General features: G+C 48.3%; 20 protein-coding genes and 1 pseudogene. 10 read left to right on the top strand and 11 right to left on the bottom strand.

All coding sequences use genetic code 11. The features are described 5' to 3' along the window. Nucleotides 1-107: pseudogene (locus AKG43_RS12755) on the top strand (IS1595 family transposase); the annotation flags it as partial. A gap of 140 nt (nucleotides 108-247) precedes the next feature. Here AKG43_RS12755 and AKG43_RS13270 read toward each other — a convergent pair. Beyond that, a complete protein-coding gene (locus AKG43_RS13270; protein WP_231718122.1) occupies nucleotides 248-451 on the bottom strand; it encodes a signal peptidase in 204 nt (67 codons plus the stop codon). Between the two features lie 201 nt (nucleotides 452-652). Continuing rightward, on the bottom strand, nucleotides 653-1261 hold the full coding sequence (locus tag AKG43_RS06275) for a CNP1-like family protein (RefSeq protein WP_054599713.1): 609 nt from the start codon (nucleotides 1259-1261) through the stop codon (nucleotides 653-655). 294 nt (nucleotides 1262-1555) lie between these two features. Here AKG43_RS06275 and gyrA point away from each other — a divergent pair, with 294 nt between their 5' ends. Beyond that, nucleotides 1556-4354 carry a DNA gyrase subunit A gene (gyrA, locus tag AKG43_RS06280; RefSeq protein ID WP_054599714.1) on the top strand — a complete coding sequence of 933 codons (2799 nt, stop codon included), beginning with the start codon at nucleotides 1556-1558 and terminating at the stop codon, nucleotides 4352-4354. Nucleotides 4355-4424: 70 nt separating this feature from the next. Then, nucleotides 4425-5141: a tRNA (guanosine(46)-N7)-methyltransferase TrmB gene (gene trmB, locus AKG43_RS06285; RefSeq protein WP_054599715.1), complete on the top strand. Its 717-nt coding sequence runs from the start codon at nucleotides 4425-4427 to the stop codon at nucleotides 5139-5141. A 65-nt stretch (nucleotides 5142-5206) separates the two neighbouring features. Here the strand turns inward: trmB and metW are convergent, their stop codons facing one another. Further along, complete coding sequence (gene metW / locus AKG43_RS06290; protein ID WP_054599716.1) at nucleotides 5207-5791, bottom strand: methionine biosynthesis protein MetW; 585 nt, start codon at nucleotides 5789-5791, stop codon at nucleotides 5207-5209. Continuing rightward, on the bottom strand, nucleotides 5784-6926 hold the full coding sequence (locus AKG43_RS06295) for a homoserine O-acetyltransferase (protein WP_054599717.1): 1143 nt from the start codon (nucleotides 6924-6926) through the stop codon (nucleotides 5784-5786). Before AKG43_RS06295 ends, metW begins: the two co-directional genes overlap by 8 nt. A 357-nt stretch (nucleotides 6927-7283) precedes the next feature. Here AKG43_RS06295 and AKG43_RS06300 point away from each other — a divergent pair, with 357 nt between their 5' ends. After that, nucleotides 7284-8021 carry a glutathione peroxidase gene (locus AKG43_RS06300; protein WP_054599718.1) on the top strand — a complete coding sequence of 246 codons (738 nt, stop codon included), beginning with the start codon at nucleotides 7284-7286 and terminating at the stop codon, nucleotides 8019-8021. 272 nt (nucleotides 8022-8293) lie between these two features. After that, nucleotides 8294-9739, top strand: a complete 1446-nt coding sequence (locus tag AKG43_RS06305) for a dihydrolipoyl dehydrogenase (RefSeq protein WP_054599719.1) — start codon at nucleotides 8294-8296, stop codon at nucleotides 9737-9739. Nucleotides 9740-9898: 159 nt separating this feature from the next. On the opposite strand, the gene AKG43_RS06310 is transcribed toward AKG43_RS06305, so the two are convergent. Further along, entirely contained in the window at nucleotides 9899-10444 is a 546-nt protein-coding gene (locus AKG43_RS06310) for a hypothetical protein (RefSeq protein WP_054599720.1), read from the bottom strand. Between the two features lie 319 nt (nucleotides 10445-10763). Then, nucleotides 10764-11564 (bottom strand): molybdopterin-binding protein, encoded by an 801-nt coding sequence (locus AKG43_RS06315; protein WP_054599759.1) that lies wholly within the window; start codon nucleotides 11562-11564, stop codon nucleotides 10764-10766. 261 nt (nucleotides 11565-11825) lie between these two features. Here AKG43_RS06315 and argG point away from each other — a divergent pair, with 261 nt between their 5' ends. Next, nucleotides 11826-13175, top strand: a complete 1350-nt coding sequence (argG, locus tag AKG43_RS06320) for an argininosuccinate synthase (protein WP_054599721.1) — start codon at nucleotides 11826-11828, stop codon at nucleotides 13173-13175. A 351-nt stretch (nucleotides 13176-13526) separates the two neighbouring features. Here the strand turns inward: argG and AKG43_RS06325 are convergent, their stop codons facing one another. Then, a complete protein-coding gene (locus AKG43_RS06325) occupies nucleotides 13527-14003 on the bottom strand; it encodes a hypothetical protein (RefSeq protein WP_054599722.1) in 477 nt (158 codons plus the stop codon). A 300-nt stretch (nucleotides 14004-14303) separates the two neighbouring features. Between AKG43_RS06325 and AKG43_RS06330 the strand changes: the two genes are divergently transcribed. Then, nucleotides 14304-14846: a lipocalin family protein gene (locus AKG43_RS06330; protein ID WP_156300631.1), complete on the top strand. Its 543-nt coding sequence runs from the start codon at nucleotides 14304-14306 to the stop codon at nucleotides 14844-14846. Between the two features lie 78 nt (nucleotides 14847-14924). Here the strand turns inward: AKG43_RS06330 and AKG43_RS06335 are convergent, their stop codons facing one another. Further along, nucleotides 14925-15149, bottom strand: a complete 225-nt coding sequence (locus AKG43_RS06335; protein WP_054599724.1) for a YdcH family protein — start codon at nucleotides 15147-15149, stop codon at nucleotides 14925-14927. A 252-nt stretch (nucleotides 15150-15401) separates the two neighbouring features. On the opposite strand from AKG43_RS06335, the gene AKG43_RS06340 reads away from it, so the two are divergent. Beyond that, nucleotides 15402-16151, top strand: a complete 750-nt coding sequence (locus tag AKG43_RS06340) for a nitroreductase family protein (RefSeq protein WP_054599725.1) — start codon at nucleotides 15402-15404, stop codon at nucleotides 16149-16151. Between the two features lie 81 nt (nucleotides 16152-16232). On the opposite strand, the gene AKG43_RS06345 is transcribed toward AKG43_RS06340, so the two are convergent. Beyond that, nucleotides 16233-17009, bottom strand: coding sequence for a 1-acylglycerol-3-phosphate O-acyltransferase (locus AKG43_RS06345; RefSeq protein ID WP_054599726.1), 777 nt, complete (start codon nucleotides 17007-17009; stop codon nucleotides 16233-16235). Nucleotides 17010-17241: 232 nt separating this feature from the next. Between AKG43_RS06345 and AKG43_RS06350 the strand changes: the two genes are divergently transcribed. After that, nucleotides 17242-18924: an FMN-binding glutamate synthase family protein gene (locus AKG43_RS06350; RefSeq protein ID WP_054599727.1), complete on the top strand. Its 1683-nt coding sequence runs from the start codon at nucleotides 17242-17244 to the stop codon at nucleotides 18922-18924. Nucleotides 18925-19006: 82 nt separating this feature from the next. On the opposite strand, the gene AKG43_RS06355 is transcribed toward AKG43_RS06350, so the two are convergent. Both AKG43_RS06355 and AKG43_RS06360 read right to left on the bottom strand, forming a co-directional pair. Next, the gene (locus AKG43_RS06355) at nucleotides 19007-19501 is read right to left on the bottom strand and encodes a DUF4442 domain-containing protein (RefSeq protein WP_054599728.1); all 495 of its coding nucleotides are present in this window, start codon (nucleotides 19499-19501) and stop codon (nucleotides 19007-19009) included. An 89-nt stretch (nucleotides 19502-19590) separates the two neighbouring features. Continuing rightward, nucleotides 19591-20454, bottom strand: coding sequence for a folate-binding protein YgfZ (locus AKG43_RS06360; protein ID WP_054599729.1), 864 nt, complete (start codon nucleotides 20452-20454; stop codon nucleotides 19591-19593). A gap of 799 nt (nucleotides 20455-21253) precedes the next feature. On the opposite strand from AKG43_RS06360, the gene htpX reads away from it, so the two are divergent. Then, nucleotides 21254-22096: a protease HtpX gene (htpX, locus tag AKG43_RS06365; RefSeq protein ID WP_054599730.1), complete on the top strand. Its 843-nt coding sequence runs from the start codon at nucleotides 21254-21256 to the stop codon at nucleotides 22094-22096. Nucleotides 22097-22193 lie beyond the last annotated feature (97 nt).

The raw sequence follows: 22193 nt of genomic DNA on the forward strand, positions 1-22193 counted from the left end.
TCGACCGAAAATCTTTTCCTCTGTTCTTGAAAGAATGTGAGTTTCGTTTTAACTTCGGGACACCAAAGCAGCAGTTAAAAACTTTGCGGCTTTGGTGTGGTGTTTAGGGCTAATCTACTTCAGCCCCTTTATTTTTAGACGATTTAATAGGCGGCCTCAGAGTTTATAAAACTTTTGAATCATCTTTGTTACACGTCAAAACATAAGCCTGCCTCTTATCAGTTTAATGCTCTTTTCTCATTCGAACCTAAAAATTAAGAAACCCATTGCATGAGCAATTTGCACATGACAAAAGGCAAATAGTCTGAGACCTTTGCAAAACCCTCAGATGTGGATGCAGTTCAAGGCGTAGCAGCGCAGCGAGTGCAGACATATCATACAGATAGGCAAACGAGCGAGCAGCGCACAACGCAGAAATGCGCCGCAGATGGGAGTTTTGCAAAGGTCTCAGTCTATTAACAAAATTTGACGCATAAAAATATGCTAAAAATTTTCAATTGACTAAAACCTTTCCGATTCTGAGTAAAAAGTAGGCAAAATCAGAAAGATTTTTCATTTTGAGAATTTTATTGAGTATAAAATTTTGGTAACTTATGTTATTTAAAAGGTCTCAGGCCGTCTGAAATTTCAGACGGCCTTACGGTTTGTTGTTTTACTTTTTGTTAAGATTGGTCATCGAACGAGAATGTTTGCCCGAGCGTTCCGTCACTCTTTGGCGCAGAACTTCCGCACTGCCGGGTTTGCCGTCTTCACAGAAGGCACGGTAAAGCACGCCGCGAACGGGATCGGCGCTGTTCAAAATCGCACCTATCGGCTTCCAATCGGCATTGCGCGGTGTAATCCAGCGTTTGTTTACGGTGTCTCCGTAGCCGAAAATTTTGAATGAAGAGCGTTTGCTTTCTTTGGTTGAAAACGTAGTGTCGGTACAAAACAAACCTTCGGCACTCAAATTGTCATAACCTTGTTTGGATTGGATGTTCAGCACATAACGCACAGAAGTATCGGGCGCGATGCTGATGCTGTTGAGCAGGATTTTCGGCTTTTTATCGTATGTATTGCCCACATAAATATCAAACCAATGCCCGTTTTGAAGGTCGGGGAAAGGCGGCAATCCGATGTCGGCTTCTTTAAACTCGCGTGCGGCTTTTTCGGCCTCGCTTTCTTGATAGCGGGTGTTGACCAAAGTATCTTTGTCGTGTCGCGGAGCCGCCGTAGAAACGGCTGAAACCGCCAAAAGTAAGGGCAATAGCAGAAAACGCATAAAGATTCTCTCTTAAGTTAAACTCGCGTCATTGTAGGGTTAGAGCACACGGCCTGCAACTTGCAAGCGTGTAATCTTCCTTAACTTCACAGCTTTTTACCCGCAAAGCTCCGCAAAAGTATCAGGCCGTCTGAAGAATGCGGTTGCACATACCGGATTGCCAAAATCGTTTTCAGACGGCCTTACCGACCGAAACATCCGCAAACAAACGAACCCGACGCCGCATACGCCAATTCAAGCCCGTTTTATGCTAAAATCGCACGAAATTTTTTCTGTGAAATACCAAATATCACCATGACCGACGCAACCACCCGCAACGACCACCACTTCGCCAAAGAAACCATTCCCATCAGCCTAGAAGACGAAATGCGCCGCAGCTACCTCGATTACGCCATGAGCGTGATTGTGGGGCGTGCGCTGCCCGATGTGCGCGACGGCCTGAAGCCCGTTCACCGCCGCGTGCTGTATGCCATGCACGAGTTGAAAAACAGTTGGAACAGCGCTTATAAGAAGTCTGCCCGTATCGTCGGCGACGTGATCGGTAAATACCATCCGCACGGCGACAGCGCGGTGTACGACACCATTGTGCGCATGGCTCAAGATTTCTCGATGCGCTATGTGTTGGTCGACGGGCAGGGCAACTTCGGTTCGGTAGACGGCGATGGCGCGGCGGCCATGCGTTACACCGAAATCCGCATGGCAAAAATCGCCCATGAAATGATGGCAGATATCGAAGAAGAAACCGTTAATTTCGGCCCCAACTACGACGGCAGCGAGAGCGAGCCTTTGGTTTTGCCGACCCGTTTTCCCGCTTTGCTGGTTAACGGTTCTTCGGGCATTGCCGTCGGTATGGCCACCAATATTCCGCCACACAATCTGCCCGACACCATTGATGCCTGCCTGCAATTGCTGGCTCACCCCGAAACAGGTATCGACGAGTTAATCAATATCATCAAAGCCCCCGATTTCCCTACCGGTGCAACCATTTACGGTTTGGGCGGTGTGCGCGAAGGCTATAAAACCGGCCGCGGCCGCGTGGTAATGCGCGGTAAAACGCATATCGAACCCATAGGCAAAAACGGCGAGCGCGAAGCCATCATCATCGACGAAATTCCCTATCAGGTAAATAAAGCCAAGCTGGTGGAAAAAATCGGCGAGCTGGTGCGCGACAAAGTGTTGGAAGGCATTTCCGATCTGCGCGACGAATCCGACAAATCGGGTATGCGCGTGGTTATCGAACTGAAGCGCAACGAAAACGCCGAAGTGGTATTGAACCAGCTCTATAAGCTCACCCAGCTGCAAGACAGCTTCGGCATCAATATGGTGGCTTTGGTCGACGGCCAACCGCGCCTGCTGAACCTGAAACAGATTTTGAGCGAGTTTCTGCGTCACCGCCGCGAAGTGGTTACCCGCCGCACTTTGTTCCGCCTCAAAAAAGCGCGTCATGAAGGCCATATCGCCGAAGGTAAAGCCGTGGCTTTATCGAATATCGACGAAATGATTCAGCTGATTAAAGAATCTGCCGATGCGCCCGAAGCCAAAGAAAAGCTGCTCGCGCGTCCGTGGCAGTCGGGCTTGGTTGGAGAAATGTTGTCCCGCACCGATTTGGATATGCAGATGGCCCGCCCGGAAGGTTTGCCTGCCGGATTGGGTTTGCAAAGCGGCGGCTATTTCCTGAGCGAAATCCAAGCCGATGCCATTTTGCGCATGAGCCTGCGTAACCTGACCGGTCTCGACCAAGATACGATTGTCAACGACTACAAAAACATCATGGCGCAGATTATCGACTTCTTGGATATTTTGGCCAAACCCGAGCGGATTACCCAAATCATTCACGAAGAATTGGAAGAAATCAAAACCCATTTCGGCGACGAACGCCGCAGCGAAATCAATCCGTTTGGCGGCGATATTGCCGATGAAGACCTGATTCCGCCGCGCGAAATGGTGGTAACGCTGACGCACGGCGGTTATATCAAAACCCAGCCGACTACCGATTATCAAGCGCAACGTCGCGGCGGGCGCGGCAAACAGGCTGCAGCCACTAAAGACGAAGACTTTATCGAAACCCTGTTTGTTGCCAACACGCATGATTATCTGATGTGCTTTACCAATTTCGGCAAATGCCATTGGATCAAAGTGTACAAACTGCCCGAAGGCGGCCGCAACAGCCGAGGCCGTCCGATTAATAACGTGATTCAGCTTGACGAAGGCGAGAAAGTCAGCGCGATTCTGGCCGTGCGCGACTTCCCGGAAGACGAATACGTTTTCTTCGCCACCGCACAAGGTATGGTGAAAAAAGTGCAGCTTTCCGCCTTCAAAAACGTGCGCGCGCAAGGCATTAAAGCCATCGCCCTCAAAGAAGGCGATTCACTGGTGGGCGTAGCCCGCACCTCCGGCACCAGCGATATTATGCTGTTTTCCAACTTGGGTAAGGCCATCCGCTTTAATGAATACTACGAACAGCGCAACGGTGATGTCGATGAAGCGGAAAACGAAGATTCAGACGGCCTCAATGAAGCGGAAGACAACAGCGACGAAAACGGCGAAACACCGGCCTTGAAAGGCAACGGTGTGCGCCCGAGCGGACGTGGCAGCGGCGGCCTGCGCGGTATGCGCCTGCCTTCAGACGGCCGCATCGTCAGCCTGATTACCTTTTATCCCGAATGCGAACAAGACGAAACCCTGCAAGTGTTGACTGCCACGGCCAACGGTTACGGCAAGCGTACCCCGATTGCCGACTACAGCCGCAAAGGTAAAGGCGGGCAGGGTAACATTGCCATCAATACCGGCGAGCGCAACGGCGAACTGGTGGCGGCGACATTGGTTGCCGAAACCGACGATTTAATGCTGATTACCAGCGGCGGCGTATTAATCAGAACCAAAGTCGACCAAATCCGCGAAACCGGCCGTGCCGCAGCGGGTGTGAAACTGATTAATTTGGATGAAGGCGAAACATTAGTGAGCTTGGAGCGTGTGGCGGAAGAACCCGAAGAGGCAGAAGCTCCCCTTGAAGAAGCAAATAGCGGAGAAGCAAACGCATCTGACGATACGGCGGTAGATGCAGACCAAGCTGGTGATGATATCTCCGAGTAATCAAAACATGTATTAAGAGGCCGTCTGAAAGCTTCATTCTTTCAGACGGCCTTTACCGATGAGACAAATAATGACTGACAACGAAGTAAATCAATCTAACAACCAAACGGTTCCCGAGCAACACAAACGCAGCATCCGCAGCTTTGTTTTGCGCCAAGGACATATGACTGCCGCCCAGCAGCGTGCCATTGATACCATGTGGCCTCAATTCGGGATCGACTATCAAGCAGACCCGGCAGATTTGAACAAAATGTTTGGCCGTGATAATCCGAAGGTGTTGGAAATCGGTTTCGGCATGGGCACGGCTACCGTAGAAATTGCCAAATGCCTGCCTGAAAAAGACTTTTTAGCTATTGATGTGCACGGCCCCGGCGTAGGCAATATTCTTAAACTGATTGAAGAAGAACAGATAACGAATATCCGGGTGATGCGCCACGATGCTGTGGAAGTAGTGGAAAATATGTTAAGCGACGGTTCACTTGACGGCATTCATATTTTCTTTCCCGATCCGTGGCACAAAAAGCGCCATAACAAGCGCCGTTTGGTGCAGATACCGTTTGTTGCCAAGCTGTTACCCAAATTAAAAACAGGCGGCTATATCCATTTGGCAACAGATTGGGAAGAATATGCGGTTCAAATGCTTGAAGTGTTAAGCAGTTTCGATCATTTGAGCAATACGGCCGCAGATTACGCGCCCACACCTGAATACCGACCCGAAACCAAGTTTGAAGCGCGTGGAAAACGTTTGGGGCATGGTGTGTGGGATTTGGTGTTTGTAAAAAAATAATGTGTTGGTGCGTTATTTATAACCATACAAAAAGCTGCCTTAAGGCAGCTTTTCTAATATCTTTATCAGCCGACACGGTAAAAAGCCAAACTGCCCAAAAGATTAGGGAGAATATTAATACGTTTCCCGGCAGTCATAACCGTGCGTTCCAACACACGGATATGGTTTTTGGCACACAAGCGGTCGAAATCCTGCAAAGTACACCAATGAATATTGGGTGTGTTATACCACTGATAAGGCATACGTTCGGAAACGGGCATATGGCCGAGAAGGCCGATTTGCAAACGGTTGCGCCAATAGCCGAAGTTGGGGAAAGAAACAATGGCTTGCTTGGCCACGCGGGTAAGATCCCGCAAAATATTTTCCGTATTCTGCATGGCCTGTATGGTTTGACTCAGCACGAGTATATCGAAACTGTTGTCATCGAAATCTTGCAAGCCTTGCTCCAAATCCGCCTGAATCACGCTGATGCCGCGCTCTATCGAAGCGATAACGCCTTCGGTGTCGATTTCCACACCGTAACCGGAACACTGTTTCCGGTTAATCAGTGCCGACAGCAATTCGCCGTTACCGCAGCCCAAGTCCAATACCCGGCTGCCTTGCGGAATCCAGTCGTAAATCAACTGTAGGTCGTCGCGTAGTTCAGTCATGCTTGCATTCCTCGGCAACATTGTTCATATAAGCGCGCACGGCACGGATGTAAGGCTCGTCGGTCATTAAAAAAGCATCGTGTCCGTGGTGGGATTCGACTTCGATGTATTGGACATGCTTGCCGGCTTTTACCAAATGTTTCACCAACGCACGCGAACGCGCCGGTGCAAACCGCCAATCGGTGCTGAAACTGGCAATAAAAAATCGGGCTTGAGCGGTTTTTAAAGCGGCAACCAAATCATTGCCGAATTCGGCGGCAGGGGCAAAATAATCCAAAGCTTTGGTCATGCGCAGGTAAGTGTTGGCATCAAAACGCTCGGCAAATTTGTCTCCCTGATAACGCAAATAGGATTCCACTTCAAATTCTACGTCATAGCCGTATTGGTAGCCGTTGCTGTGCATGTTGCGTCCGAACTTTTTACCCAAACCTTGCTCGGCAAGATAGGTAATATGCCCCATCATACGGGCGATACGCAAACCGCGGCGGGGAACGGTATTGTAGCGGCGGTAATGGCCGTCATGAAAATCCGGGTCGGTAATAATGGCCTGACGCGCCACATCGTTAAACGCAATATTTTGTGCAGACAAGCGGGTGGACGAGGCGATAACCAACGCATGCCTGACCCGTTGGGGAAAATCTATCGTCCACTGCAGAGCCTGCATGCCGCCCAAACTTCCTCCCATCACGGCCGCCCATTGCCTAATACCGAAATGGTCAGCCAGAAGGGCTTGGCTTTTTACCCAATCTTTCACTGTTACCACAGGAAAATCAGCGCCGTATTCTTCTCCGGTTTCCGGATTGATGCTCAAAGGGCCCGTGCTGCCGTGGCATCCGCCCAAATTATTCAAACCGACCACAAAAAAACGATTGGTATCAACCGGTTTGCCGGGGCCGACCATGCTGTCCCACCAGCCGGAATGTTTGTCTTCGGGAGTATGTTTTCCCGCAACATGATGATTGCCGGAAAGGGCATGGCAGATTAATACGGCATTGGATTTGTCGGCATTCAAACTGCCGTAGGTTTCCACCATCAAATCGAAACGCGGAAGGGTTTGGCCGCTTTGCAGAACAAGCGGAACTTCAAACGGTATTTTCTGGGGAAAAACAATCCACGCATCGTGATCGTGTGTCATGGTAATAAGCAAAACTTGGTAAAGCGGTTATTATAGCCGTTTGATTGTGGTTTGTGCACAACCGCAGGCAGCGTTTATTTTTAGGGATGCAAGGGTAGAAAAGCGCGACTGCAATTGGTGTAAATTTCTGTAAAGCAATTCTGCTTTGCAGTAAAACCGGCTTATATCGCGGTTGTTCATGTTTTAGAATAAGCTTTCGAGACATTGCATTATCGGATAATCGAAGCAGAACACGAACGGCTTTTCGATTTTCAATGCAGCAGATGTTTTATATCCGTTAAATGTAATATTGGTTATAATGACAAGTTCATCTCGATTTTCGTTTGATTAAACGTTTTTTAAAACAGGAGTATCAATATGGCTTTAGTAGATCGTACCGGTCAGCAAGTACCGAGCGTAGTATTCCACACCCGCGTCGGCGATTCTTGGAAAGATGTTTCTACCGATGAATTGTTCAAAGGTAAAAAAGTAGTGGTATTTTCTCTGCCCGGCGCATTTACCCCCACTTGTTCTTCTACCCATCTGCCGCGTTACAACGAGCTGGCTAAAGCGTTTAAAGAAAACGGTGTGGACGATATTTTGTGCGTATCTGTAAATGATACGTTTGTTATGAATGCTTGGGCTGCTGATGAAGAGTCTGACAATATCACCATGATTCCCGACGGCAACGGTGAATTTACCGAAGGCATGGGCATGCTGGTAGATAAAGACAACTTGGGCTTCGGCAAGCGTTCTTGGCGTTATTCTATGCTGGTGAATGACGGAAAAATCGAAAAAATGTTTATCGAGCCGGAAAAAGAAGGCGATCCCTTTGAAGTTTCCGATGCCGACACCATGCTGAAATATATCGCTCCTAACTGGAAAGCACAGGAATCGGTAGCCATCTTTACCAAGCCCGGTTGCCAATTTTGCGCCCAAGCTAAAAAAGCTTTGGAAGAAAAAGGCTTGTCTTACGAAGAAATCGTATTGGGCAAAGATGCCAGCATTGTTTCCGTGCGTGCCATTACCGGTAAGGCAACTGCTCCGCAAATCTTTATCGGCGGTAAATACATTGGCGGTAGTGAAGACTTGGAAGTTTATTTGTCTAAAAACTAACTTAACCAATAGGATGATTGAGCTGAGGGATTAAAACCATTCCCTTATGTTTGATCGGGTAAAGCGTGCCGTGATGATAATCGATCAGAACGGCACGCTTTAGATATATTCAAAGAAATCTATTGTATCGGGCCGTCTGAAAAATCCTTTTCGGCAATTTTACACAAACAAGATAATGTGAATATTTTGTTTTTGTAAGATTGCCTTATTCCCTTTATTTGTTTCTCTAAATTTAGAACCGTTTGCAACGGTTTTTAAAAGGAAAAATAACTATGAAAAAAATCCAAGCTGATGTGGTGGTTATCGGTGGCGGTACTGCCGGTATGGGGGCGTTTCGCAGTGCCCGGCAGCATACCGACAATGTTTATTTGGTTGAAAGCCATGTGTTCGGCACAACGTGTGCCCGCGTAGGCTGTATGCCTTCCAAGCTGCTGATTGCGGCTGCCGAAGCGCGTCATCATGCTTTGCACACCGAACCGTTTGGTGTTCATTTGGATAAAAGCAGCGTTACCGTTAACGGCGAAGAAGTGATGAATCGCGTGAAATCTGAGCGCGACCGTTTTGTCGGCTTTGTGGTAAGCGATGTGGAAGAATGGCCGGCCGACAAACGGATCATGGGTGCGGCCAAATTCGTTAACGAGCATACCGTTCAAATTGACGACCACACTCAAATTGAAGCTGATCGGATTGTGATTGCAACCGGATCGCGTCCTATTGTATTGCCGCAATGGGAAGCCTTGGGTGATCGGCTGATCATTAACGATGATGTGTTTTCTTGGGATACGCTGCCTGAGCGGGTGGCCGTATTCGGCCCCGGTGTGATTGGTTTGGAGCTTGGGCAGGCACTTCACCGTTTGGGTGTAAAAGTAGAAATTTTCGGTGTGGGCGGCACGCTGGGCGGCATTTCCGATCCGGTTATATTGCAGGAAGCTAAATCCGTATTCGGAGAAGAACTGGTGCTGCATCTTAATGTGCGCACCGAAGCCAAACTGAATGACAAAGGCGAAGTGGAAATCCATTGGTCAGAAAACGATAAAAGCGGCGTTTTTACCGCCGACTACTTGCTGTCTGCGATAGGCCGTCGCCCGAATACCGATAATCTCGGCCTTGAAAATATAGAGATAGAATTAGACGAACGCGGTGTGCCCAAAGCCCATCCGTTAACCATGCAAACCAGCATTCCCCACATTTTTATTGCGGGCGATGCGTCCAACCAACTGCCGTTACTCCACGAAGCCAGCGACCAAGGTAAAATCGCAGGCGACAACGCCGGCAGATACCCCGATATTCACAAAGGCTTGCGCCGCAGCACCATTGGTGTGGTGTTTACCAACCCGCAAATTGCTTTTGTCGGTTTGAAATATGCACAAGTGATGGAGCGTTACAAAAATCCGGAATGCGTGGTAATCGGCGAAGTATCGTTCCGAAACCAAGGGCGCAGCCGTGTGATGTTGGTGAACAAAGGCCACATGCGCGTTTATGCCGAACAAAGCACCGGCTTGTTTATCGGAGCAGAAATGGTGGGCCCTGCGGCCGAACACTTGGCGCATTTGCTCGCATGGGCGCACCAGCAAAAGATGACGATTCCGCAAATGCTGGATATGCCTTTCTATCATCCTGTTATTGAAGAAGGTTTGCGTACCGCTTTACGCAGCGTGAACAGCCAGTTAAAGCTGGGAGAGTTGCATAGCGAATGTGCCGAATGCCCGGGTGAATAATCGGTTCGGCTTGCTCTGCATAATACGAAAAATAACCATGCCGTCTGAAACATTCAGACGGCATGGTTATTTTTAATCCGATAGAATCGGTTAACCGTTTTTTATGCTTTGCCGTACTTTAAACCGAAATATGACGCGGGTACGGCAAATGTGTTGCGGTTATTTTTTCGCTTGTTTGTTCAACTTGGCGGTAGCGGCTTTATCAAGCACGCAAGAGCGTGCAACGATTTGAGATACTTGGTGTTGCTTGCCGTTTACCGTTTCAATACCTTCTTGGGTCAGCATGTTTCCGTTTACTTTATCTACATTGGCGGCATTGGCTTTTTCAGCCACCCAAGTAATGCCGTTGCCGGTAAACATGTTGGAGTCTTGATTGCCGGTTACGCGGAACAGCCCCGGAGACAATTTGTTCAGATATTTCACTTGGGCAATGACAACTTCTCCGTTTTTGAAGCCGTACATAACATGCAGCGGATTTTTGTTGCTGCATTTGTATGCCACTTCTTTTTTGCCGTCGATAGAATCAACCTGTACGGTTTGCGGCGCTTGAACTTTGGTTTGCGGAGCCTGTTGTTGTGCTTGTTGTTGAACTGCAGGCGCAGGTTGGGCGGCTTGGGCTTTAGGTTGGTCTTTGCCGAACATACCGCAAGCACTCAGCGTTGCAGTCAATGCCAATACCGGAACGATGGTTTTCAAATGTGTCATAGATTACTCCGTTGTGAAAGTGGAAGTGTAATAAAAAAGTGATAAAAGCAGAAAGTGGCTGCTAAGTGCGCAAGGCACGGATTTCATTTGGTCAACCATAACAGATAAAAAGTTCCTTGTCTTTGTTGCAGCCGCAATAAGCCTGGCGGAGTGCTTGCGCAAAGGCATCCGAATGATGTTGTTAATTTTTATGCTTTTGATTTCATGATTTTTTTATCTGTCATGAAAAAACAATTCAAATCAAGTAAAAATAGCATAAGGCCGTCTGAAAACCTGTTTGGGCTTTCAGAAGGCCTGTGGGTTTGTTTTAATTGGCAGCTTACGGCGCTTCATGCCGGATAACGGCACCGATGTCTTTCAGACGGCCTAATACTTCGCTCCAAGCCTGTTCAATCTGCGAGCAGGCTTCGCCAACGGCTTTGATGCCGAATTCGATGTGCGGCGGAACGACTTCACCGTTCTCTTTTGTCCAACCTACGCTGGGCAGGCTGAACGAACGGATGCCTTCGTAATGCGCCTCCACATCGCGCATAATCGGGGCGACATGGGATTCGGGCATGCTGAATATCCATACGCTGCGTTGGGCGCTGTTTACGGTATTGAAACGGTCGGCATAATAGGTTTCCAACACCCATTCGGCCATCGGGTGCGCCATCACGGGAAAGCCGGGGAAGAAATAGTGCTCTTTAATCGAAAATCCGGCGATTTTGTTGTAAGGGTTGGGAACAAGTTCTGCTCCTTCGGGGAAATCAGCCATCAGCAAACGCTGCCGGTGCGAAGGCGAGTCCAAGCCGTCGCCGCGTTTGAGGGACGTTTCTTCGATAAACGGCACGGCCTCGGCATGTCGGACGATAGGCAGTTCCAACGCTTCGGCAGCGGCCTGACGGGTATGGTCGTCGGGGGTGGAGCCGATGCCTCCGGTAACAAATGTAGGCAGGCCGTCTGAAAAACTGCGGCGAAGCTGCTTAACCAAAAAGGTATAGTTGTCGGGCAGATATTGCACTTGGTTTAAACGCAATCCGCGAGATTCCAACAGATGTTTGAAAAAAGCAAAATGCTTATCTATGCGGCTGCCGTGCAGAATCTCGTCGCCGATAATGATGAGGTTGAAATCGATCATAATGTTTACTTTGATAAGGTAATAAGGTCGGATCAAGCCCGCTTTCTGCCGCATCGTTTCTTGTTCCGATCGGGGCATCACAGCAGGGCAAACCGCCGCAATGCCTTCCGACGGTACACCCTGAAGTGAAAGCTCAAAGCCAAAGCACTCGAACACATCTTCAGGAACATTTCAGGCTGGACGAATCAGCCGATTCATACAATAATAACCCGTTTTCGGGCCGTCTGAAACGGCATAATCATAATCAACAGGATTTTCCCGATGAGCCAGCATAATCATACTATTCTACAAAGCCTACCAACAGGTCAAAAAGTGGGCATCGCCTTTTCAGGCGGCCTTGATACTTCGGCAGCCCTGCTGTGGATGAAACTCAAAGGCGCCTTGCCTTATGCCTACACCGCCAATCTCGGCCAGCCCGATGAAGACGATTACAACGTCATTCCCAAAAAAGCCAAAGAATACGGTGCTATCGAAGCCCGCCTGATCGACTGCCGCAGCCAGCTTGCGCACGAGGGCATTGCCGCCATCCAATGCGGCGCGTTTCATGTCACCACCGGCGGTGCCACCTATTTCAATACCACACCTTTAGGCCGCGCCGTAACCGGCACCATGCTGGTATCGGCCATGAAAGAAGACGACGTCAACATTTGGGGCGACGGTTCCACCTATAAAGGCAACGACATCGAGCGTTTCTACCGTTACGGCCTGCTGACCAATCCGAACCTGCGTATTTACAAACCGTGGCTCGATCAAACCTTTATCGACGAACTCGGTGGCCGCCAAGAAATGAGCGAATTTCTCATCGCCAACGGCTTCGACTACAAAATGTCGGTTGAAAAAGCCTATTCCACCGATTCCAACATGCTCGGCGCCACCCACGAAGCCAAAGATTTAGAATTTTTAAACAGCGGCATCAAAATCGTCAAACCGATTATGGGCGTAGCGTTTTGGGATGAAAACGTAACCGTTAAAGCCGAAGAAGTGACCGTGCGCTTTGAAGAGGGCATACCGGTAGCCTTGAACGGCAAAGAGTTTGCCGACCCTGTGGAGCTGTTTCTCGAAGCCAACCGCATCGGCGGCCGCCACGGCTTGGGCATGAGCGACCAAATCGAAAACCGCATCATCGAAGCCAAATCACGCGGTATTTACGAAGCACCGGGCATGGCTTTGCTGCACATCGCTTACGAGCGTTTGCTGACCGGAATCCATAACGAAGACACCATCGAACAATACCGCATCAACGGCTTGCGCTTGGGCCGCTTGCTGTATCAAGGCCGCTGGTTTGATTCACAAGCATTGATGCTGCGCGAAACCGCCCAACGCTGGGTGGCCAAAGCGATTACGGGCGAAGTAACGCTGGAGCTGCGCCGCGGCAACGACTACTCGATTCTGAACACCGAATCGCCGAACCTGACTTACCAGCCAGAGCGTTTGAGCATGGAAAAAGTAGAGAACGCCGCCTTCACCCCTGCCGACCGCATCGGCCAACTGACCATGCGTAATCTCGATATTGTCGATACGCGCAATAAACTCGGTTTGTATTCACAGACCGGCCTTTTGGCTTTGGGCGAAGGTTCGGTGTTGCCCCAACTGGGTAACAACGAGAAATAAAGCGGATATACGCTGATATATTGTTTTCTTAAGCAGAAGGCCGTCTGAAATTTTCAGACGGCCTTAGATTCGAAATAAAACGCTTGGCGTTTATAGCCAAGTTTTTTTCTTTGCCGGTGGTTCAGCCCATTCTGAACCCTGAGTGTCGCCCGATGGCTGAATGTTGCAAAAATCCGTTTAGTGGAACATTGCACCTCAAATCCGAATCTGCTGCCGTCTGAAAAGCGGGTTGGAAATTTGAATGGTGTTGCACCAAGTAGGGCGGGCATCTTTACCTGCTTCGATTTTTTGTATCAAACTGATTCGTAAAGGTTTAAACCTATCAAAACCTTTGTAAAAAGCATCTGCCGGTTAATATTTGGCGTTAATCAGCTTACCGTTGCGATAAACTTTCTGCTGCATCAAATTGCCGTTATAGGCATAAATAGTGAGTGCGCCGTTTTCAGGATAAGCATGAAAATCAAGCAACTGCTTGCGCGATAGCGTATAGGGATCGGTGCGTTTCTTACTGTTGTCGTAGTAAAAATCCTGCACGATGTATTCGTTGCCTCGTCTGCTGATCAGCTGGCGGTAAAATCCGCCTTGAACAGGTTGGTTTCCGGCTTTGCCGTTGCTGTCGAAGTAGGTAACAATCTGTTCTTCAACAACATTTACACCGGATTGTTTATGATTGCGGTCGATGCCTACGGGTATGTTGATAGAAGTGCCCAAACCCACATGGCGGCCGATATTCGTACCGACACCTAAGCCTACCGACATTCCCGGCGTTCCTACCGAGCAGGCGGAGACTACGGAAACTAGCAATCCTGCAAATAAAATATTTTTCATCATTTGTCCTTAAATGAACGGTAAAACAAACAGATATCGGCAGTATATAGCGAATCGGACGAAAAATGAAACATTGGCAGCATTAGGGTTTCGTCAATATCTTTCAACCGCATGAGATTTTATATAAAACCAACGGATCTGGATGTATATGGTCAATCAACTCTATATTAAAGTTCATTGCTTGAACAAGGCATGAAAACCTGAATCAATATTTCCGATTTCTTTACTTAAATTGGCACGAGGCTTTTAAGCGTTGATATATGATTTAGCTTTTAAACGGAGGGAGATTATATTGTGAACATGAAATATATGTTGTTTGCAGGTGCAATGTGCGGTGCTTTATCGGTTCAAGCTGCAGATTTACCGCCGCTGAAAACCGTGCCTCAAGTGGATGTTCAGCGTTATGCCGGCCAGTGGTATGAAATTGCGCGGTTGCCTATGCCTTATCAAGACCAGTGTGTTTCGGATGTAACGGCTACTTACCGAATAAACAGCAACGATACCATCAGCGTAACCAACCGTTGTTTGAAATCAGACGGTAAATGGTCGGTAGCAGAGGGGCTGGCTCGTGCGCACAATGCTGAGAATACCAAGTTGAGTGTGACTTTTCTGCCGAAGGCGATACGCTGGCTGCCTGTGGGCAAAGCACCTTATTGGGTAATGGCTTTAGACAGTGATTACCAATATGCGATGGTAGGGCAACCGGACAGAAAATATTTGTGGCTGTTGTCGCGCAAACCCCAGATGGATGAAACGGTGTATGAGTCTTATCTGAAACAGGCACAAGAGCAGGGTTATGATCTTTCGGCTTTAATCCGCACAAAACACGGGCAAACAAAATAAAGTGTGATCGGATTTATTCAATCATGCATAAAGGCCGTCTGAACGCAAAGTTTCAGACGGCCCGATACATTTTACGGCTTATTTACCTTCTTTATCAGCCTTCAACAAGATGGCGTACAACTGGTCTTTCAAGTGTAATTTTTGTTTTTTCAGCTCTTCGATTTCATCCAAGCCGCCGGTAACCGGGTTGTTGGTCAGGCCGGTGATTTTGTCGTCAAGCTCATTGTGCTCGTTGAACAAACGGGCAAAGTGCGCATCTTCTTGTTTTAATTTTGAAATTAATTCTCGATACTCTGGAAACATGTCGTTTTCCTCTTACAATTGAATGAAAAATTTAAGCAAATAATTGCTTACCTGAGTTGGATTACATTCTATAACAAAGCAGCAATGCCATCCAGCTTTTTGATACCGCATGGTTTGATGCGGTATATCGTCAATCAACTTATTTCCAATAAAAAGCAGCAAGCCGCAGTAAAGTTAAATTGATTGACTATAGACGTTTTGTGCCGACAGCCATACAATTTTCCCCTCCATTTCAACCAAGGAATGCCTGCCATGAAAAATGCTGTTGAAACCATTAAAAACCACCGCACTTACCGCCACTTCAAAAGCACTCCGCTGCCTGCCGCCGATGTTCAAACCATTATCGATTGCGCCAGACAGGCACCTTCTTGGATGAACGGGCAACACTATGCGATTATCAACATTACGTCGCCCGAATTGCGCCGTAAAATCGCAGAATTGCAGCCTGCCAACCCGCAAATCGGCACCTGCGGTACTTACCTGATTTTTGTGGCAGATCTTCACCGTGCCGATTTATGCAGCCGTGCGGCAGGCGGTTCTTACAGCGCAGCGGGTGAGCCGGGCAGCCTGATTACGGCAGTAACCGATACGGCATTGGCCGCCCAAAACGCTGTTATTGCTGCGGAAAGTTTGGGCTACGCCACCTGTTATACAGGCGGAATCAGAAATATTGCGGTTGAATTGGTTGATTTGCTCAAGCTGCCGAAAAATACTTTTCCGATTGTGGGGCTGTGTATCGGTGAACCGGATATTGAAATGAAACTGAAACCGCGTTTGCCCGAACAGGTGGTTTATGCGGAAAACGTTTATCCTGCCGATACGGTGATTTCAGACGGCCTTATGCACTATGAACAAACCATGACCGAATTTGGAGAAGCACGCGAGAAGCTGCCTTATCGTGAAAAATTTGCCCGTTATTACAGCAACACCTATGCGCCTAACAACATACCTTTGATGAAGCAGCAAGGCTGGCTGACCCAAACAACCGGTGATTCGGAATAGCTTTCACCTTACCATTCCTTATCATGCCATGAGGCCGTCTGAATATTTCAGACGGCCTCATGGCTTAAAGATTGAAGATGATTAAAGATTTTCGGTGCTGTCTTCCAATACTTTTTTACGCACATAGTTTTCGGCCGCTTCTTTTAAAGCGAAACGGTCTTTCTCTTGATATTCTTCACTGGTAATCGGCTTGCCGAAATCAACATGAATGTGCAGCTCGGGCATGGATACCACGCGCCAAAGCGAAACGAGCAGGCTAACATCGGCATAAGAAGGCAGGGTGGTGCGCCGTCCCAAATGATCGTAATAACGCAGCACTACGGTTTGCACAGGCGCGCCGCTGTCGATGGCAGATTGGAACAAAGCAGCCTTGAAAGGTAATACGTCCATACCCGAAGACGTTTTGGCTTCAGGGAAAAAGCTGACGTTTTGCCCGTTTTTTAATGCGGCGGCAATGGCTTGGTTAATCGGCTCGACATCTTTGCGGGAATTGCGGTTGATAAACACCGTGCCGGCATTCCTACCCATTTTCCCCAATACCGGCCAGTTGCTGATTTCTTGTTTGGCAATGAAACTGCTCGGGAATAGGGCACTCATGGCAAAAATATCCAACCACGATACATGGTTGGCTACAACCAACGTGCCGCTAACGTGAAAATGTTCGGGAGGCGTGGTTACGTTAAGCTTCGCGCCCACAGCTTGTAATGCGGTGGAACCGAGGGTAATCAATGCCTGTTCGCGTTCGCGGAGATTGTTGCCGTCGATGTTGCTGAGATTGCGGCCTGTCTTAAACAGCCATACCGCGAGTTTGGCTAAGCGGGCTATGCGCAGGGTAAAAGGGGCTTTATGTTGGGACATGTATATCGCTGCATGTGCATTTGAAGATGTGGCGGCGATTATAACAAGCGGCGGTACTTAGTGGAATCTGCGGATTAGGCAGTGCATTGCAAGAAGGCAGTTTTTGAGGCCGTCTGAATATTCATTAAGAAGGTTTATTGCCTTTATTCATCGGCTTTTCAACATGCGGTATTTGTAGAGATAAGCAGGTATAATCAGAGTTTTAAGAATAATCGTTCAGGAACCGTGTTCTATGGCTCAAGAAGACCCAAAACCTACCAACACCCATTCTGCCAATTACGGATTTTTGATTATGCCGCGCTACGGTTTGCTGTGGTTGTTCGGCGCGTTAACCGTTATCAGCCTGCTGTTGCAGATTTGGTGGCTGTTTGCCGTATCTTTGGTATTTTCGGCACTCGGCATACACGACATCACCCAAAAACGCCATGCGATTCTGCGCAACTATCCTATTGGCGGACACATCCGTTTTCTGTTGGAAAACTTCCGCCCCGAAATCCGCCAATATTTTTTGGAAGATGATCAGGAGCAAGTGCCGTTTTCGCGCCAGCAGCGTTCGCTGGTTTACCAACGGGCAAAAAATCTCGACAGCACAACCGCTTTCGGCAGTATCAATGATTTAAATAAAACCGGCAGCGAGTGGTTTTTACATTCGGGCAACAGCCACAAGATCGACAATTACGATTTCCGTGTGAGAGTAGGGAACGAGCGCTGCCTTCAACCTTATGATTTATCGGTGTTTAATATTTCCGCCATGAGTTTTGGCGCACTTTCCGCCGCCGCTATCGAAGCCTTGAACAAAGGGGCGAAAATGGGCGGTTTTGCCCACGATACTGGCGAAGGCAGCATCAGCCCTTACCATAAAAAACACGGCGGCGACCTGATTTGGGAACTGGGCACGGGTTATTTCGGCTGCCGCGACGAACACGGTAATTTCAATCCCAAAACCTTTGCCGAACGCGCTGCGCTCGAGCAGGTAAAAATGATTGAAATCAAGCTCTCGCAAGGCGCAAAGCCGGGTAAAGGCGGGGTGCTGCCTGCATCTAAAATTACCGAAGAAATTGCCCGAACCCGCGATATTCCCATGGGAATGGACTGTATTTCTCCGGCCAGCCATCCTGCCTTTTCCACCCCGCGCGGGTTGGTGAAATTCTGGCAGCAGTTACGCGAACTTTCAGGCGGCAAACCGGTAGGTTTCAAGCTCTGCATCGGCATGCCGTGGGAGTTTATGGCCATTGTGAAGGCCATGATAGAAGAAGACAACTATCCCGATTTTATTGTGGTGGACGGTGCCGAAGGCGGCACCGGCGCAGCACCGGTAGAATTTATGGATTCCATCGGTATGCCTTTGGTTGACGCTTTGATTTTTGTGCAAAATACATTGGTCGGTGCCGGCATCCGCGACAAAATCAAAGTCGGCGTAAGCGGAAAACTGGTCAGCGGCTTCGACATTGCCAAAATGATGGGATTGGGCGCCGACTGGTGCAACAGCGCGCGCGGGTTCATGTTTGCCGTTGGCTGTATCCAATCGCGTTCGTGCCACACCAATAAGTGTCCGACCGGCGTTGCCACTCAAGACCCGTCGCGCCAAAAAGCACTTGATGTGCCCGATAAGTCGCAGCGTGTGAAAAATTTCCATGCCAACACCTTAAAAGCCCTTGCCGATATCGTCGGCAGCGCGGGATTGGATCATCCCATGCAGCTTAAACCGCACCACATCGTGCGCCGCCAGCCGGACGGATGGATTAAACTCTTGTCGGAACATTATCAATTTATCCAATCCGGTTCCTTGCTTAGCGGTGAATGCGGCCGCAGAGTTCTTGATGACATGTGGAAACTTGCCGACCCCGACAGTTTTCAAGCCATGGGCATAGCCGATGAAATCATCAATGCTGAAAACATGCGCAGTAAATGTTAGGCCGGGTTGTTGAAAAGCATTAAATAAAAACAGATGCCGTCTGAAAATTTTCAGACGGCATCTGTTTTGGCTGAAATTAATCTTAAGCTTCTTTGGTTTTCGGTCTGAAGGTCGGCTTGAGCCTGATGTACAGCGTACGCGTGGCAACCGCAACCGTTTCACCGTTTTTATCGAATACGCGAACCGGAATTTCCGGCAGATACTTTTCCCCGCTTTTGGTGTGCTCATAAATGTCATGCAGCATTTCATCGGTAATATGGCATTCGATAAACACCGCGCCGCGCCCGGGTTTGATAAAGTCGATATGGGCAGCTTTATCCCACACATAATAACGTTTTCCGATCATGCCGTTGAGCATGGCCGAATAAGAGGCATCGGTCAGCGCAAACAGGCTGCCGCCGAATTGCGCGCCGTGTACGTTGCGCGTGCTTGCCCAATCTTTCAGCGTTGCCTTCATGTAACGGAAATCATCGGAAAGCTTGAGTATGCGGATGCCGCTGAAAAACAAAGGCGGCCAAAAATTGAGCATGATGCGGGTAAATTTCGCACTGTCGGTGCGGATTCTCATTCTAAACATGGTGTAGTGTTGCCGGCTTGTGTTTTATCCAAAATGTAATTGTGCAAACGGATATCGCGGCCAAAGGCGAGGCCGTCTGAACATCATGGTTATTCTTTTTCGGTGTTAAAAAACAGTTTGGTTTGTTTTAAGGCATTGCCGTCGGCATCGGTTAATTCGCCTTCTGCCGCAGAAAATTTAATAACGGCAAGATTGATGCTGCCTGCTGCCGTCAGTGCGCTGTTGATAATGATGCCGGCCTCTTCGTCTCCGCTTTTTACCGCTATTCCTTCAGCTTCGGGCGACGGGCCTTCGAGTACCGCCAAGCCGCGTTTAACCTGTCCGCGATATTGGGCGCGTGCGATGATTTCTTGGCCGGGATAACAGCCTTTTTTGAAATGAACGCCACCGATAACATGTTGGTTGAGCATTTGCGCAACGCTGCTTTCGCTTGTGGCGGCTGAAATCCACGGATAACCGCTGGCAATTTCATGTGCCTTCCAAGTATTTTCAACAGCCGCATCATAGTCGGGCAAGTCGGAAGACAACCCGATTTTCAGACGGCCTCCATGGGGAAGGTCAACACGCCACACCCCGTTGCTTTCCTGCTGAGCGGCAAAAGACAAAGCGGGTGTGTCGGCATTTGCCGGTTCGATATTTTCAGGCAGCCCGCAAGCAACGGCGTAATCGGGAAGGGGTTCGAAAACCACTTTGGCGCGAAGCACAAACATGCGAAGCCTTTTCATCAGGCTTTCCGCCAAATCGGCAGCCACCGCCAACAGCACATCATCGCCGCGGTTTAAAACCAACATATTGGCAATTACCCGTCCTTTGGGCGTGTTGTAGGTAGCATAACAAGCTTCACCCACAGCCAAATGATTAATGTCGTTAGAAAGCTGGGTGTGCAAAAATCCGGCGCGGTCGTCTCCGCTAACGCGGATAACGCTGAAAAAGGGAAGGCGGGTTTGATACATGAATTATCCTTTGGGCGAATGTGCGGCTTCTCAAAAACGGGTGGCGTATTTTAACGTGTTGCAGGCAGGCCGTGTTGGAATTCGAAAACAATAATGTTCCTGTGCTGAACAGTTTAAGCCATTGACTGAAAGAAGGTTATTATTTCCATCGATTCTGTCAAGCAGTAAACGGTTTATCCACACTTTCCGCATCTTGATAAAAGACCGCTGCGCACAAGATGCTTGACAAGCATATGTTTAATATAAATTTATGATTTTTATAAATATTATTATTCGGCTTATTTTTTGTGCAACACTGTGCAAACCCTGATTTTACGGGAAAACAATCAAATTCTCACAAACTTTCCACAAACTTATCCACAACTCATGTGAGTAACCGCCAAAGGCTAGGCCTGTATTTCATTTAACCTTTAGTCATATTCTAAATCCGATAAAAAAACACGCTGAAAAATAAAAAAAGATGGCCGAATTTTTGGCAAGGGTTGATTTTTGCAAGCTTACTTTCCATATCTGTTTCAATATATGTGTATTTTTCTATTGATATAGTAACAGTAATCACTAATACTTAAGTAAATTAATGTGTGCGCCCGATATTCATAAATTTGCATACCTTTTCTATGCAGCACCTTTGCGCGGGTTGGGCTTTTTGCGAAAATATCTCCGTTCTTGGGAACACTAAGTTATCTCTTCATTTAGGATGAAAACGGTATTGCCGGTGGAAATACTGTTTTTAAACCGAATGATGAAGTACCCTAGGCCGAAAACAACAACACACAACCACATATCCAAAGGAAACTCTGTGAAACGTATCTTCTTATTTTTGTTAACCAATATTGCCGTATTGGTTGTTATCAGCATCATATTGAGCATATTGGGCGTGAGCAGTAATCCCAATGATATGGTCAGCTTGCTGATATATTCGGCAGTTATCGGTTTTACAGGCTCCATCATTTCGCTTTTGATGTCCAAAACCATCGCCAAGCGTTCGGTTGGTGCCGAAGTGATTACCCAGCCGCACAACGAAACGGAGGCATGGTTACTCCAAACCGTTGCCAATCAAGCTGCGCAATGGAATCTGAAAATGCCTGAAGTTGCCATTTACCATTCTCCCGAGCCTAACGCTTTTGCCACGGGAGCGAGTAAAAACAACTCATTGGTTGCCGTTAGCACCGGTTTGCTCGACAGCATGACCCGCGACGAAGTCGAAGCCGTGTTGGCGCACGAAATGGCGCACGTCGGCAACGGCGATATGGTTACGCTCACTTTGATTCAAGGCGTGGTCAATACCTTTGTTGTGTTCTTAGCCCGCGTGGTTTCCGGCATGGTAGCGCGTAACGACAGCGGAGAAACCTCTCAAGGCACCTATTTCTTGGTGAGTATGGTATTGCAGGTAGTATTCGGCTTCTTGGCCAGCTTTATCGTGATGTGGTTCAGCCGCCAGCGCGAATACCGTGCCGATGCCGGTGCGGCACGCTTGGTTGGTGCGCCTAAAATGATTGCCGCCTTGCAGCGTTTGAAAGGCAATACAAGCGATTTGCCGAAAGAAATGGCGGCAATGGGTATCGCCAGTGAAGCGCGCGATTCATTGTTGAGTACGCATCCTACTTTAGACAATCGTATTGCCCGTTTGAAACAGTTGTAAATGAACGGGTTTGTAAATCATATCGCGCTTTAACTTTAATAAGTCGAAACTTGAAAAGAACGCCGTCTGAAAATACTTTCAGACGGCGTTCTTTTTT

Origin of the sequence: Neisseria sp. 74A18 (assembly GCF_001308005.1) — a bacterium.
Lineage (GTDB): Bacteria > Pseudomonadota > Gammaproteobacteria > Burkholderiales > Neisseriaceae > Neisseria > Neisseria dumasiana.

What these genes read in the sequence shown, in the direction of transcription:
- AKG43_RS06275 (WP_054599713.1), bottom strand. Translation starts at nt 1,261, where the DNA reads ATGCGTTTTCTGCTATTGCCCTTACTTTTGGCGGTTTCAGCCGTTTCT.
- gyrA (WP_054599714.1), top strand. Translation starts at nt 1,556, where the DNA reads ATGACCGACGCAACCACCCGCAACGACCACCACTTCGCCAAAGAAACC.
- trmB (WP_054599715.1), top strand. Translation starts at nt 4,425, where the DNA reads ATGACTGACAACGAAGTAAATCAATCTAACAACCAAACGGTTCCCGAG.
- metW (WP_054599716.1), bottom strand. Translation starts at nt 5,791, where the DNA reads ATGACTGAACTACGCGACGACCTACAGTTGATTTACGACTGGATTCCG.
- AKG43_RS06295 (WP_054599717.1), bottom strand. Translation starts at nt 6,926, where the DNA reads ATGACACACGATCACGATGCGTGGATTGTTTTTCCCCAGAAAATACCG.
- AKG43_RS06300 (WP_054599718.1), top strand. Translation starts at nt 7,284, where the DNA reads ATGGCTTTAGTAGATCGTACCGGTCAGCAAGTACCGAGCGTAGTATTC.
- AKG43_RS06305 (WP_054599719.1), top strand. Translation starts at nt 8,294, where the DNA reads ATGAAAAAAATCCAAGCTGATGTGGTGGTTATCGGTGGCGGTACTGCC.
- AKG43_RS06310 (WP_054599720.1), bottom strand. Translation starts at nt 10,444, where the DNA reads ATGACACATTTGAAAACCATCGTTCCGGTATTGGCATTGACTGCAACG.
- AKG43_RS06315 (WP_054599759.1), bottom strand. Translation starts at nt 11,564, where the DNA reads ATGATCGATTTCAACCTCATCATTATCGGCGACGAGATTCTGCACGGC.
- argG (WP_054599721.1), top strand. Translation starts at nt 11,826, where the DNA reads ATGAGCCAGCATAATCATACTATTCTACAAAGCCTACCAACAGGTCAA.
- AKG43_RS06325 (WP_054599722.1), bottom strand. Translation starts at nt 14,003, where the DNA reads ATGAAAAATATTTTATTTGCAGGATTGCTAGTTTCCGTAGTCTCCGCC.
- AKG43_RS06330 (WP_156300631.1), top strand. Translation starts at nt 14,304, where the DNA reads ATGAAATATATGTTGTTTGCAGGTGCAATGTGCGGTGCTTTATCGGTT.
- AKG43_RS06335 (WP_054599724.1), bottom strand. Translation starts at nt 15,149, where the DNA reads ATGTTTCCAGAGTATCGAGAATTAATTTCAAAATTAAAACAAGAAGAT.
- AKG43_RS06340 (WP_054599725.1), top strand. Translation starts at nt 15,402, where the DNA reads ATGAAAAATGCTGTTGAAACCATTAAAAACCACCGCACTTACCGCCAC.
- AKG43_RS06345 (WP_054599726.1), bottom strand. Translation starts at nt 17,009, where the DNA reads ATGTCCCAACATAAAGCCCCTTTTACCCTGCGCATAGCCCGCTTAGCC.
- AKG43_RS06350 (WP_054599727.1), top strand. Translation starts at nt 17,242, where the DNA reads ATGGCTCAAGAAGACCCAAAACCTACCAACACCCATTCTGCCAATTAC.
- AKG43_RS06355 (WP_054599728.1), bottom strand. Translation starts at nt 19,501, where the DNA reads ATGTTTAGAATGAGAATCCGCACCGACAGTGCGAAATTTACCCGCATC.
- AKG43_RS06360 (WP_054599729.1), bottom strand. Translation starts at nt 20,454, where the DNA reads ATGTATCAAACCCGCCTTCCCTTTTTCAGCGTTATCCGCGTTAGCGGA.